11 protein-coding genes are annotated in these 13,000 nt (G+C 68.6%); 5 read left to right on the top strand and 6 right to left on the bottom strand.

Annotated features, from left to right (window positions below):
* Window positions 1-4: 4 nt before the first annotated feature.
* The gene (locus LGM89_RS02310; protein ID WP_226272162.1) at window positions 5-1,123 is read right to left on the bottom strand and encodes a transketolase-like TK C-terminal-containing protein; all 1,119 of its coding nucleotides are present in this window, start codon (window positions 1,121-1,123) and stop codon (window positions 5-7) included.
* A gap of 105 nt (window positions 1,124-1,228) precedes the next feature.
* Here LGM89_RS02310 and LGM89_RS02305 point away from each other — a divergent pair, with 105 nt between their 5' ends.
* Complete coding sequence (locus LGM89_RS02305; protein ID WP_226272161.1) at window positions 1,229-1,876, top strand: glutathione S-transferase family protein; 648 nt, start codon at window positions 1,229-1,231, stop codon at window positions 1,874-1,876.
* Window positions 1,877-2,078: 202 nt separating this feature from the next.
* On the top strand, window positions 2,079-3,596 hold the full coding sequence (locus tag LGM89_RS02300) for a purine-cytosine permease family protein (protein WP_226272160.1): 1,518 nt from the start codon (window positions 2,079-2,081) through the stop codon (window positions 3,594-3,596).
* Between the two features lie 183 nt (window positions 3,597-3,779).
* Here the strand turns inward: LGM89_RS02300 and LGM89_RS02295 are convergent, their stop codons facing one another.
* The 3 genes from LGM89_RS02295 to LGM89_RS02285 form a co-directional block, all read right to left on the bottom strand.
* Entirely contained in the window at window positions 3,780-4,535 is a 756-nt protein-coding gene (locus tag LGM89_RS02295) for a glucose 1-dehydrogenase (protein WP_226272159.1), read from the bottom strand.
* 40 nt (window positions 4,536-4,575) lie between these two features.
* Complete coding sequence (locus LGM89_RS02290; RefSeq protein ID WP_226272158.1) at window positions 4,576-5,112, bottom strand: VOC family protein; 537 nt, start codon at window positions 5,110-5,112, stop codon at window positions 4,576-4,578.
* Window positions 5,113-5,318: 206 nt separating this feature from the next.
* Window positions 5,319-6,236: a LysR family transcriptional regulator gene (locus LGM89_RS02285; RefSeq protein ID WP_226272157.1), complete on the bottom strand. Its 918-nt coding sequence runs from the start codon at window positions 6,234-6,236 to the stop codon at window positions 5,319-5,321.
* Window positions 6,237-6,566: 330 nt separating this feature from the next.
* Here LGM89_RS02285 and LGM89_RS02280 point away from each other — a divergent pair, with 330 nt between their 5' ends.
* The 3 genes from LGM89_RS02280 (at window position 6,567) to LGM89_RS02270 (ending at window position 10,075) form a co-directional block, all read left to right on the top strand.
* Window positions 6,567-7,883 carry an MFS transporter gene (locus tag LGM89_RS02280; protein WP_226272156.1) on the top strand — a complete coding sequence of 439 codons (1,317 nt, stop codon included), beginning with the start codon at window positions 6,567-6,569 and terminating at the stop codon, window positions 7,881-7,883.
* A 156-nt stretch (window positions 7,884-8,039) separates the two neighbouring features.
* Window positions 8,040-9,290 carry an MFS transporter gene (locus tag LGM89_RS02275; protein WP_226272155.1) on the top strand — a complete coding sequence of 417 codons (1,251 nt, stop codon included), beginning with the start codon at window positions 8,040-8,042 and terminating at the stop codon, window positions 9,288-9,290.
* 173 nt (window positions 9,291-9,463) lie between these two features.
* A complete protein-coding gene (locus LGM89_RS02270; protein ID WP_226272154.1) occupies window positions 9,464-10,075 on the top strand; it encodes a cysteine hydrolase family protein in 612 nt (203 codons plus the stop codon).
* 15 nt (window positions 10,076-10,090) lie between these two features.
* Here LGM89_RS02270 and LGM89_RS02265 read toward each other — a convergent pair whose 3' ends face one another.
* Window positions 10,091-11,716 (bottom strand): amidohydrolase, encoded by a 1,626-nt coding sequence (locus tag LGM89_RS02265; protein WP_226272153.1) that lies wholly within the window; start codon window positions 11,714-11,716, stop codon window positions 10,091-10,093.
* 419 nt (window positions 11,717-12,135) lie between these two features.
* On the bottom strand, window positions 12,136-12,951 hold the full coding sequence (locus LGM89_RS02260) for a helix-turn-helix transcriptional regulator (protein WP_226272152.1): 816 nt from the start codon (window positions 12,949-12,951) through the stop codon (window positions 12,136-12,138).
* Window positions 12,952-13,000: the final 49 nt, after the last annotated feature.

Below are 13,000 nucleotides of genomic sequence, written 5' to 3'. Positions count from 1 at the left end.
CACGTCAGCCGCTCGCACAGCGGCGCATCGCCTGCGCGGCCCAGGCGGCCGGCACGCGGCCGTCGTCGGCCAGCAGCCGAAGCGCGACCGCGGCGATCCAGCGGGCATTCGGCGCGCGTGTGCCGGGGCCCGGGCCGGCCAGGTCCGCGCCGAGCGCCGCGAAGCGGGCCGGGACGAACGCGCCGATCTGCGCGGCGACGTGCCGCGCATAGCCTGTCATCGCAAGCACCGGCGTGCGGCTGTCGCCGAGGCATCGGCGCACATGCGCGATCCGCGGTTCGTCGTGCGGATGCAGCAGGTTCCACCGGTCGGCTGCATGACCGTCGCGGGCGAGTTGCGTGTAGCTCGGGCAGCTCCAGATCGTCGAATCGATGCGCCATTCGTCGTGCAGCAGGTCGGCCGCCTCCCGCACCTGTGCGAGCGTGCTGCCCGCGCCGCACAGCCGGATATGTGCAGCCGCGCCGGCCGCCGTACGCCGGCCGGCCCGCACCATGCCGCTGAACGCATCGCGGGCCGCGGTGGCCGACAGCGGCTTCGCATCGGGTACGAGGTCGTCGTGGCTCGCGAGGTAGCAGAATCCCGGCTGGCCGGCGACATAGAGCGTGCGCAGCGCGTGGCGCAGGATCGCGATCGCCTCATGGCCCGACGCCGGATCGTACGGCGTGCACGCGGGGTTCGCGGCGAGCCAGTGCGGGACGTCGGGTGTCACGCCTTTCGGCCAGCACGACGTGACCGTTTCGGCATCGTTGACGAAGATCCCGCGATCGATGGTTTCGACCGACGCCAGCCGCAACCGGTCGGTCGCGCGCGCATGCAGCAGGTACAGCAGCGGTTTCTCGAACCGCTTGCGCGCATCGAGAAACCGTAGCGGCCACGCACTGATGCGGCGATGTGCGTCCGCGTCCGCAGACGGCTCCCGCGCATCGGCTCGCACGATCCAGACACGTTCCGCTGTCGCCGCATCGCGTTCGAGGCAATCGGCGGCCGCGCGCATCGCGGCGAGCGGCGACACCGCACGGCCACGCGGCGCGAGCCGCTGCGTGATCAGCCTGTCGAGGCAGGCCGCCGCGGCGCGGCGGGTGTCGGGTGTCCGCACGGGCGGACCGGATCGCGCAGTCTGCATGTCCCTCCTTCGAGTACTGGCATGTCGCCGGGTCTATCGGTTCCGGCATAGGATTGCAATTGCAACGATTGTAGTTGCAACGATAACCGGAAGACAAGGACCACCATGATCTCGACGCATCCCCTCACGTTTTATACGGCCAACACGCCGAACGGGCACAAGGTCGCCATTTACCTGGAAGAGGCCGGCCTCGCCTACGACCGCGTGCACGTGAATCTTTCCGCCGGCGAGCAGCGCAGCCCGGCGTTTCTCGCGATCAACCCGAACGGCAAGATCCCGGCCATCGTCGACCACGACGCCGGGCTGACCGTGTTCGAATCCGGCGCGATCCTCAGCTATCTCGCCGCGAAAACGGGCGTTCTGCATCCCGGCACGCTGGCCGAGCGCACGGCCGTCCAGCAGTGGCTGCACTTCCAGATCGGCGGAATCGGGCCGATGCTCGGCCAGCTCTGGTGGTTCCTGCATGCATCGAAGACGGTCAATGCGCAAGCGCTCCAGCGCTACCGGAACGAGGCGCGGCGTCTCTATGGGGTCGTGAATGGCCGCTTGGCGGAATCGGCGTATCTCGCGTCGCCGCGGTACTCGATCGCCGACATCGCCGCGTTTCCGTGGCTGCGCGCGGCGCCCGAACTCGATCTCGATCTGGCCGACTACCCGCACGTCGAGCGCTGGCTCGCCGGCATCGAGGCGCGGCAAGCCGTTCAGCGGGGCCTGATCGCCTGCCGCGCGCCGGCGGAGGAGGGCGCGCACTGACCTCGCATTGCCCGCGCCGGACGGATGGCGCGGGCGCCGCCCGCCGGCCTGCCGGGAAACATTGTTCTCCTTCGTCGTAAACGTCTCGAATGCGTGATATTTGCGCCGCGCGATCCGGTTTAGAGTGGCCGCGAATTGATGACGATGTGTCGTATCGCCGCAGTCCCGGGCGGTACAGACGCACCAGAGGAGTAGGAGACAAATGAGTGAAGGCAGGATTACGCAGGTCGAGTCGTTCGGTTTCGAGCGCATTCCCGATGCATCGCGCTACGCGCGGCCGATCGATCTGTTCAGGTTGTTGTTTGGCGGCTGCAATACCTTTTCCACGTCGGTGCTCGGCAGTTTTCCCGTGCTGGTCGGGCTGTCGTTCAAGGCGGGGGTCTGCGCGATCGTGCTCGGCGTGCTCGCCGGCACCTGCATCCTCGCGCCGATGAGCCTGTTCGGCCCGCGCAACGGGACGAGCGACCCGGTGTCGTCCGGCGCGCATTTCGGCATCCACGGCCGGATCGTCGGCTCGTTCCTCGCGCTGCTCACGTCGATCGCGTTCTTCTCGCTCGCGGTGTGGAGCTCGGGCGACGCGCTCGTCGGCGGCGCGCACAACATGGTCGGCGTGCCGGTCAACGGCTTCACGCTCGGCGCGGCGTACATGGTGTTCGCGGTGCTCGTGCTGATCGTCTGTATCTACGGCTTCCGCTTCATGCTGTGGGTCAACAAGATCGCCGTGTGGGCCGCGAGCGTGCTGTTCGTCGCGGGCCTGTTCGCGTTCGCCGGCCTGTTCGACGTGAGCTATGCCGGCACGGTGCAGCAGGGCAGCGCGGGATTCTGGGCCGCGTTCGTCGGCGCGGTGCTGGTGGCGCTCAGCAACCCGGTGTCGTTCGCGTCGACGCTCGGCGACTGGGCGCGTTACATCCCGCAGCGCACACCGAAGCATCGCGTGATGGGCGCCGTGTTCGCCGCGCAGATCGCGACCTTCGTACCGTTCTTCTTCGGCCTCGCGACCGCGACGATCATCGCGACGAAGGCGCCCGCGTTCATCGCGTCGAACGACTACGTCGGCGGGCTGCTCGCGATCTCGCCGCGCTGGTTCCTGCTGCCGATGTGCCTGATCGCGATCATCGGCGGGATGTCGACCGGCACGACCGCGCTGTACGGCACCGGCCTCGACGTGTCGAGCATGTTCCCGCGCCTGCTGAACCGCGTGCGTGCGACGCTGCTGATCGGCACGATCGCGATCGCGTTCATCTTCGTCGGCCGCTTCTGGTTCAACCTCGTCGAAAGCGTCGCGACGTTCTCGACGCTGATCGATACGTTCAGCTGCCCATGGATGGCGATCATGGTGATCGGCTACGTGACGCGGCGCGGCTACTATCTCGTGGACGACCTGCAGGTGTTCAACCGCGGGCTGCGCGGCGGCCACTACTGGTTCACGCACGGCTGGAACGTGCGGGCGATGGGCGCGTGGCTGCCGGCCGCGTTCGTCGGGCTGTCGTTCGTGAACCTGCCGGGGCAGTTCGTCGGGCCGCTCGGCAACCTCGCGGGCGGGCTCGATCTGAGCGTGCCGGTGTCGCTGGTGGTGGGCGGCGTGCTGTATTTCGTGCTGCTGATGTTGTATCCGGAACCGGATGGCGTGTACGGTCCGCACGGGCGACGCTTCGTGCGTGGCGGTGGCCGGCAGGCGGCGCGCGGCAATGGCGCGCCGGCGATCCAGTCGAGGGGGTAAGCGCGACGCGTGGTGCGTAGCGCCGCAAATGACGATGCCGCCGCGCGGGACAGCCGCCGGCGGCATTGTCGTTTTCGGGCGTGTGTGGCCAGATGGGGCGGCTGTACGCTCTACGCAGCGCACTCGAAAGTGCAAACGAAACCGCCCATCGGATTGGCGGGCGCGCGTCGACCTGGATGCGGTTCAGTGGAATGAACTGCCGGCGAGCATTCCGCCGTCGACGATGAATTCCGACCCGGTGCAATACGCGGATTCGTCGGACGCGAGGAACAGCACGAGATTGGCCACTTCATCGGGCTTGCCGATGCGCGCGATCGGCAGGCCGCTGTAGATCGACGACGGATCGAAATCCGCGAACTCGGGCGGGCGCGCCATCACCGTATCGATGCCACCTGGGTGTACCGAGTTCACGCGAATGCCGTAGCGGCCGAATTCGAGTGCGGCGGCCTTCGTCATCCCGCGCACCGCGAACTTGCTCGATACGTACGCGCTGCCGCCCGCGACGCCTTCCATCCCGGCCGTCGACGATACATTGACGATCGAGCCGCCACCCGCCGCCTTCAGCGCGCCCAGCGCCGACTTCATGCCGAGCCAGCAGCCGACCTGGTTCACGTCGATCACCTTGCGATAGTCGTCGAGCGAGCACGCTTCGATCGGCACGAGCTTCAGGATCGCGGCGTTGTTCACGAGGATGTCGAGGCGGCCGAACTGCACGAGCGTCGCATCGACGGCAGCCTGCCAGTCGGCTTCGTTCGTCACGTCGAGATGCTGGAAACGTGCGGCGTCGCCGAGTTCTGCCGCGACGCGCTGGCCGGCTTCGTCCAGCACGTCGGCGATCACCACGCGTGCGCCTTCGGCGACGAACCTGCGCGCTTCCGCTTCGCCCTGGCCGCGGGCACCGCCCGTGATCAGCGCCACCTTGCCTTCGAGTCGTTTCATGTTGCTTGCTCCTGTGAGTGAGAGGGACGCGCGGGGCCGCTTATGCGGAGGTGGCCGGCGCGTCGATGATGCGAACCGGATCGGCGCCGTCCCATGCGCGGGCCTCGGCGATGCCGCGCGCGATCGTGTCGCGCATGCCGGCGCCTTCGATCACTTCGACGCGTACGCCGGGATCGTCGGCATCGTCGAGATAGGCGACGCGCGTGGCCGGGTTGCGCGCGTCGAACACGACACGCAGGCCGCGGGCCGTGAGCTGCGCGAGCGCGGCATCGAGATCGTCGACGACCCACGCGACGTGATGCGGCCCGACGAGCGGCTGCCCGTGCGCGTCGCGGTACGGCGACGCCGTGTCGTTCGTCACGTGAATCAGTTCGATCTGCAGATCGCCGCGATACGCGAGCCCGACATCCATCGTGACTGTCACCGGTGCGCCGAGATGATGGCCGTCGAGACGCACGTTGCGAAATACGGTCCACGGGCCGACGTCGTGGCGTTTGCGCCAGCGCGCGATGCTGCGGTCGAGATCGGCGACCACGTAGCCGATCTGGTCGATGGGGCCGAGGAGTGTGTCGTTCATGGCGTCTCCGTGGCGGACACGCGTGGGCGTGCCTCGCGATGATTGACGGCCATGATCGCAACAAAGCGCGCGCGGCGTGCCGTCCAAACGGATGACCTCGCGCGCTTCGCCGTGGCGTGGCGGGCGAGTGGGTGCGCCGGGGCGCGACGATGCCGGAATGCGAAGCGGAACGGAGAAGGCGCGCTTGCGGCCGGGCGATCCGCGCGTTACCGCGCGTTCGGCCCCTTGACTGTCAGCCGGCACACTGTTGTCAGCGCAAGCAGGTTCGGGTCGCGTTCGCGCCGGTGCAGGAAGCTCAAGCCGATCGTCTGGCGGATCGTCGGCCCGGCGAGCGGCACGAGCGCGATCTTGTGCGCGAACAGGTCGCGCACGCGGCCGGGCAGCAGCGAGCAGCCGACGCCGCCCGACACGAGGTTGATCAGCGAGAAGATGTCGCCCACACGCATCACGACGTTCGGCGTGACGCCGGCCGAACGAAACGCTTCCGTGAAGCCATGATGTGTCGCGAAGCCTGCGCCGAGCGACACGAACGGCGCGTCGCCGCACGAGCACAGATCGATGGCATCGTGCCGCGCGTACGGTGAGTCGATCGGCGCGGCGAAGAACATCTCGTCCTCGAACAGCGCGATCGATTCGATCTCGGCATCCGGTTCGGGCAGGGCCATCAGCGTCGCGTCGATCGCGCCTTGCCGGAGCTTGTCGAGCAGGTCGGCATTCGAGCCGAGCACGAGCTCGGCCTGCAGCTCGGGGCGGCGCTCCTTCAACGCGATCACGACTTCGGGCACCGTGCGGATCGTCAACGAGTAGAGCGAACCGATCTTCAACTGGCCGGCGCCGTAGCCGGCCGCCTCGCGCGTCGAGCGGATCCCGTCCGTCATCGTCTTGAGCACTTCGCCAGCGACTTCGGCGAGCACCTGCGCGGCGTCGGTCGGCATCAGGTTCCGCCCCTCGTGGCGAAACAGCGCGCAGTGCATCCCTTCCTCGAGCGTGTGCAACGCGCGGTGCACGCTGACCGTGCTCACGCCCAGCGCCTCGGCGGCCTTCGCGAGGCTACCGGCTTCCAAGAAGGCGAGGAGAACCTCGAGCTTGCGGAACGTGATCTCTTCGTTGATGCGGTTGCGCATGGTGCGGGCGACGGGAAGGGCGGCCGACGATTCTGCCGCAGAACCGGGGCTGCAACAATGCGCGGATTTCCGGGGTTTCCGCGTGGCGGCGCCCGGCGGGGCAACATTTAATCTCCGGCTAATCATCTGCCGCGGGTATTAATTGATACGGGTTTTCGGCGTCCCTATGATCGTTTCACGCCGGTCCCACGGGCAGGCCGCGAGGTTCCGATGATGCGGGCCCGTGCCCGCGCCTTGCCGGCCGGCGATATGAACAGCCGGTTCGCCCATGCGTGCCAGCAACCCGGTACGCATGCGGCGCGGCGCCATGAGACTGCAGGAGAGACAAGCATGCGCGACTCACGTCGGAACTCGCGGCATCGGCAGGTGGTTGCCGCTGTCGTCGGCAATACCCTCGAGTGGTACGACTTCATCGTTTACGGTTTCTTCTCCGGCATCATCGCGCGGCTGTTCTTTCCCGCGGAGAGCCAGTACGCGTCGCTGCTGATGTCGCTCGCGACTTTCGGCGTCGGCTTCTTCATGCGCCCGGTGGGCGGCATCCTGCTCGGGCTCTATGCGGACCGCAAGGGCCGCAAGGCCGCGATGCAGCTCATCATCTTCCTGATGACGCTGTCGATCGCGCTGATCACGTTCGCGCCGTCGTACGCCGTGATCGGCCCGGCGGCGCCGATCCTGATCGTCGTCGCGCGGCTGCTGCAGGGTTTCGCGACAGGCGGCGAATACGCGAGCGCGACCGCGTTTCTCGTGGAAAGCGCGCCGGAGAACCGGCGCGGGCTGTACGGATCGTGGCAACTGATCGGCCAGTGTCTCGCGGTGTTCTCGGGCGCCGCGATGGGCGCGTGGGCCACGCAGTCGCTGTCGGATGCGGCGCTGCATAGCTGGGGCTGGCGCGTGCCGTTCGCGCTCGGGCTGCTGATCGGGCCGGTCGGCCTGTGGATCCGCCGGCACATGGAGGAGACCGAGGCGTTCGTCGCCGCGAGCAAGTCGACCATCGAGCCGCCGGCGAGCGTGTCGGGCGTGCTGCGCGACAACCTGCGCGGCGTGCTGGTGTCGATGGGGCAGACGATCACCGGCACGGCCGTGTTCTACGTGATGCTCGTCAACATGCCGACGTTCGTGCACAAGACCTTCGGGCTGCCGCTCGACCAGGTCTTCAAGGTGCAGATGGTGGCGGTTGCGCTGCTGACGGTGACGATCCCGTTCGCGGCGCTCGTGTCCGACCGCATCGGCCGGCGTCCCGTGCTGATCGCCGGTTCGCTGGCGCTGCTGACCGTCACGTATCCGCTGTTCACGTGGCTGGCTGCCGCGCCGGGCATCGGGCGACTGCTCGTGATGCAGCTCGTGACCTGCACGATCATCGGCATCTGCTACGGGCCCGCGCCGACCACGCTCGCCGAGCAGTTCGCGACGCGTTCGCGCTCCACGGGCATCGCGCTCGCGTACAACGTCGCGGTGATGGTGTTCGGCGGCTTCGCGCCGTTCATCGTCACGTGGCTGACGCACGCGAGCGGGTCACCTGTCGCGCCCGCGTGGTACGTGTTGTTCGCGGCGTCGTTCGGGCTGCTCGCGAGCGTGTTCATGCACGACGGCGCGCCATGCGTGCTCGCGCGCCGGCAGTTTCAGGGCGAGCCGTTGAGCGTCAAGTAGCGACCGTGGCCTGCCGCCCGCGCCGGCGAGCCATCGGCGCGGGCGGTGGGCAGGGTAGTGGTCCTGCCGATGCTTAGCATCACGGGCGGCGGCCTACCGCGGCCGCCGCCCCATCGTTACGCTTGGGCGATCATCCACTCTGTCCGGAAGGTCGCCATGTCCCGGCTCGACTACACGTTGCTCGGCCCCTGCCTGCTCGCCATCGCGATCGACGCGATGGGCTTCGGGCTCGTCTATCCGATGATGTCCGCGATCTTCAGCGATCCGCACGCGGGCATCCTGCCGGCCGACGCCGGCGCGCATGCGCGCAATTTCTACCTCGGTCTCGGCTACGGGATCTACCCGTTGTGCATGTTCTTCGGCTCGTCGCTGATGGGCGACTTGTCCGATCGTTACGGCCGGCGCAGGATCCTGCTGCTGTGCGTGCTCGGCCTCTCGGCCGGCTACGCGATGATGGCGGCCGGCGCGTGGCACGCGAGCGTCGCGCTGCTGCTGGCGGGCCGCGGGCTCACCGGGCTGCTGGCCGGCTGCCAGGGCATCGCGCAGGCAGCGATCACCGACCTGAGCACGCCGGAGAACAAGGCGCACAACATGAGCATCATGTCGCTCGCGTTCAGCGCGGGCGTGATCGTCGGCCCCGTGCTCGGCGGCGTGACGTCCGATCGCACGATTTCGCCGCTGTTCGACTACGGCACGCCGTTCGTGCTGGTCGCCGCGCTGTCGCTGGCCTGCGCGTGCTGGACCTGGGCGTCGTACCGCGATTCGGCCGCACCGCGCGGCGACACGCGCATCGATCCGCTGCTGCCGCTGCGGATCATCGGGGAGGCCGCGCGCCAGCGCAACGTCGCGTTCCTGTCGGTGGTGTTCTTCCTGATGCAGGTCGGCTACGGGCTCTACCTGCAGACCATCATGCTGCTGCTGCAGGCGAGATTCGGCTACACGAGCGCGCGGCTGGGGCTGTTCAGCGGCGTGATCGGCCTTTGCTTCGTGTTCGGGCTGCTGTTCGTCGTACGGCGGATGCTGCGCGTGTGGCGCGTGGTCGACATCGCGAAGACGGGCCTGCTCGTCGCGGGCGTCGGCCAGGTCCTGTCCGCGCTGTTCCCGCACGAGCCGGTGCTGTGGTCGCTCGCGATGGTCGTCGGCTGCTTCGACATGGTTGCGTACACGACGATGTATACGGCGTTCTCCGACGCGGTCAGCGAGGACCGGCAAGGCTGGGCGCTCGGCGTCGCGGGCTCGGTGATGGCCGTTGCGTGGGTCGTGACGGGCGCGCTCACGAACCTGCTGCCGGTGTTCGGCGAGACCGGCCTGCTGCTGATCGGTGGCGCGGGCTTCCTGCTCAGCTTCGCGATGATGGTCGCGTATGGCCGCACGCAGCCGGGCGCGCGAACAGCCGCGCTGTCGTAGGCGGTTTGCACGTTGGCCCGATCCTGTCGGAGGTTGTCCCGCGCACCGCTGTCGCGCCAGGCCGCGCGGCACGACACTGGCGCCTCGCGTCCCGGGCGTATCCGGGCCGCGTCCGGCGGCGCCGGCTGGCCCGGCGCGCCGTTCCTTCGACATGCCAACCGAGAGAGCGACCCATGCAACATCCGACCATCCGTACCCTGGCGGGCGCGAGCGCGCCGACATCGATCGCCGCCGCCCGCACCGCGCTGCTGGTGATCGATTTCCAGAATGAATATTTCAGCGGCCGCCTGCCGATTCCGGAGGGGCCGCGCGCGCTGGGCAACGCGCAGCGCGTGATCGCGTTCGCCGACCGCGCGGGCATGCCGGTGTTTCACGTGCAGCACGTCGATGCGGCCGACGGCCCGATCTTCGCCGACGGCAGCGACGGCTTCCGCTTTCACGCGGACCTGCAGCCGGCGGCGCATCACACGGTGGTGAAGAAGACGTCGGTGAGCGTGTTCCCGACGACGGACATCGATGCGCGCCTGAAGGCGGCCGGTGTCGACACGCTGATCGTCACGGGGCTGATGACGCATGCATGCGTCGCCGGCGCGGCACGCGATGCGGTGCCGCTCGGCTACGCGGTGATCGTCGTCGACGACGCATGCGCGACGCGCGACCTCGACCTCGCGGAGGGCGGCACGGTATCGCACCGGGACCTCCATCGCGCGACGCTGGCCGCGCTGTCGGACACGTTCGGCGACGTGCTGACGACCGAGCAGGTGCTGGCGCTGGCCGTCGCCTGACGCCGATTGCGTGCTTCAGTCGGCCCAGCCCGGCGCGGCATACACGACTTCGCCGCGGAAGCACGTCTCGATCACACGGGTTTGCGCGAACGTCTCGACCGGGTGCGCGAACGGATTGCGGTCGAGGATCGCGAAGCTCGCGTCCTTGCCCGCTTCGAGCGAACCCGTGCAGTCGTCGAAGCGCAGCGCATACGCGGTGTTCACCGTATAGGCCTCGAGCATCGTGAGCAGGTCGAGGCGTTCGTGCGGATTCCACGGCGGGCTGTCGGGCTGGTCGATCAGCAGATGCGTGACGCCCGTCTGGATGATCTGCATCGGGTCCATCGTGCTGACCGACCAGTCGGAGCCGGCCGCGAGCATCGCGCCCGCGTTGCGCAGGCTGCGGAACGGATAGTTGCGCGCGGTGCGCTCGGCGCCGAGCAGGTCGCGATAGAGCTGCTGCTGCTCCTCGCGGGCGGCCGTCCACAGCGTCTGCACGCTGGCGATCGCGCCGAGCCGGTTGAAGCGGCTCATGTCGGCCGGATCGACGAGCTGCAGGTGCGCGAGCTGCGCGCGCCGGTCGCGCATACCGTTGCGGATCTGGACGTATTCGAGCGCGTCGAGCGTCATGCGCACCGCGCGGTCGGCGAGCGTGTGGAAGTGCAGGTCGAAGCCGGCCGTATCCGCGAGCAGGCAGATCTCGTTCAGCGCGTCCTGGCTCCACAGCGCGAGGCCGCAGTCGTCGGTGCCGGCGTACGGCTCGAGCAGCGCGGCGGTTTTCGATTCGGGCACGCCATCGACGAAGATCTTCACCGTATGCAGGCGCAGGTTGTCGCATTCGTATTCGCGACGCCATCTGGAGAAGCGCTCGATCTGCTCGCGCGGATCGCGGCGCGGGTTCGCATAGAGGCCCGCGCTCATGTACACCTTCAGCATGCCCGCGCGCTGCGCGTCGGCATACGCCTTGAGCTCGGCCTCCTCGACGCGCGCGTCGAACCAGCCGATGAGGCCGTAACCGTGCGCCATCGCGTGCGCTTTCGCGAGCGACTTCGGGTAGCCGGCCGGGCTCAGTTGCGGAATGAGCGGGCACACGCGGTAGAACGCCGCTTCGTGCACGACGCCGTTCGGCGCGCCGGACGCGTCGCGCTCGTACACGCCGCCGGCCGGGTCGGGCGTATCGGCGTGGATGCCGGCCGCTTCGAGCCCTTTCGTGTTGAGGCAGCCGCTGTGCACGTCGAAGCCGACCACGAGCAGCGGCCGGTCGGGCACGATCCGGTCGAGCAGCTCGCGGGTCGGATACGCGCCGAATGCGGCCAGGTTGGCGCCGCCGAGATAGACCCACGGTTCGTTCGGCGTCGCATCGGCGCATGCGCGAATGCGCTGCAGGATCGTGTCGGGATCGTTGATGCCGGACAGGTCGAAGTCACCGAGGATCTGGTGGCCTTCGAGCGGGTGCACGTGGCCGTCGATGAGGCCCGGCAGCATCAGCCTGCCGGCCAGGTCGACGACGCGCGTCGCCGGGCCGGCCAGCGGGCGGATGTCGTCGTCGCGGCCGACGGCGACGATCTTGCCGTCCTGGGTGGCCAGCGCCTGAGCGAAGCGGCGCTGCGCGTCGCCCGTGTAAAGCAGGCCGTTCAGATAGACGGTATCGGCGTGTTGCATGTGTCTCCTCCGGATGGGGGAAGATTCGACGGGCGCACGTGTCCGGCGGGCGGGCCGTCTGGCTCGTCCGGTCGCGTGAACCCGGTCGGGTTGGAATGAGATGCGGGGCGGCTAGGTGCCGGTGTTGCGCGGCGGGCGCGGCGATGCGTCGCCGTGAAGGCCGGCCGCTGCCGGCGCGTCATGCCGATCGCGCCGCCAGGTCTGAATCGGCGGATCGATGGGCGATGCGCGCGCGGCCGTGCGGGCCGGCGTCCATCCGGTATTCGGCATGCCGTGTCTCCGTGATATCCGACGCGTTCCGGTCGTCGGGTGAGTCAGATACTAGGAGCGGGGCGGCCGGTTGTCTGTCATCGTTTTGAGGACAAAGCGCGACAAAGAAGGCGGGGGCGAGCGGGCGTGCAGCGATGCGGAGGTGTCAGCTATTGACCGCGGTCCCCCGGCGGTTCCTCTTCGGTCACGCACCACGCGAACAGCCCGGCCCGGTTCGCCACGCCGAGCTTCGCGAGCGCGCGCCCGAGATAGGTGCGCACGCTGCTGGGCTTGAGCGCGAGGGTATCGGCAATCTGCGGGACAGGCTGGCCTTGCAGCACCGCGCGGCACACGAGCCGTTCGCGCTGCGACAGCACCGCGCTGCTGGCCGACAGGCGCTGTTCGAACCGCTGCAGCAACGCGCCGTCGTCCGAGCGCGGCGTCAGGCGGGCGAGCCGGGCATGCTGGATCAGGAGCGGCAGCACGAAATCGCCGAGCTGCCGCAGCAGCGCCAGCTCGGCCAGCGTATAGGACGGCTGGCCGCGCCGGCGGAACAACGAGAACGCATAGACATAGTCGCGCTCGCTGCCGAGCAGCGTGCAGTCTTCGCCGAGATCGCCGAGCGCGAAATGGCGGCCGTATTCGGTTGCCGTATCGATGTCTTCGTTGCACGAGAACACGAGCTGCGAATCGGTGGCGCGCTCGATATGCGGGAGGAGCGTGTCGGTGCGCCAGTCGCCCTGGGTATAGAGATCGAGCGCGTGGCGCGTGCCGTCGGGATCGTCGCCGCCCGCGAAGAACAGCACGTCGACACTGTCGACCGACTGCGACGGCGCATCGCGGCGGTAGCGCGTCGCGACGCTGTAATGGGACTGCGGATCGACGGTTTCGCGCAGCCATGCCCAGAGCCGGGCGGGAAACTGCGGACTGCCGAGGCTGGCGACCAGGTCGCCGGCATTGCTGAGGGAAATATGGGCGGGGCTCATCGTTGACACCGTCTGCGCGAACGGCCGCCCGTGCCGGCCGTGCTTCGCT

The organism is Burkholderia sp. AU31624 (assembly GCF_020420065.1).
Taxonomy (GTDB): Bacteria; Pseudomonadota; Gammaproteobacteria; order Burkholderiales; family Burkholderiaceae; genus Burkholderia.
Note: the sequence above shows the minus strand (reverse complement) of the source record. Positions and strands in the feature narration are given on the sequence as shown.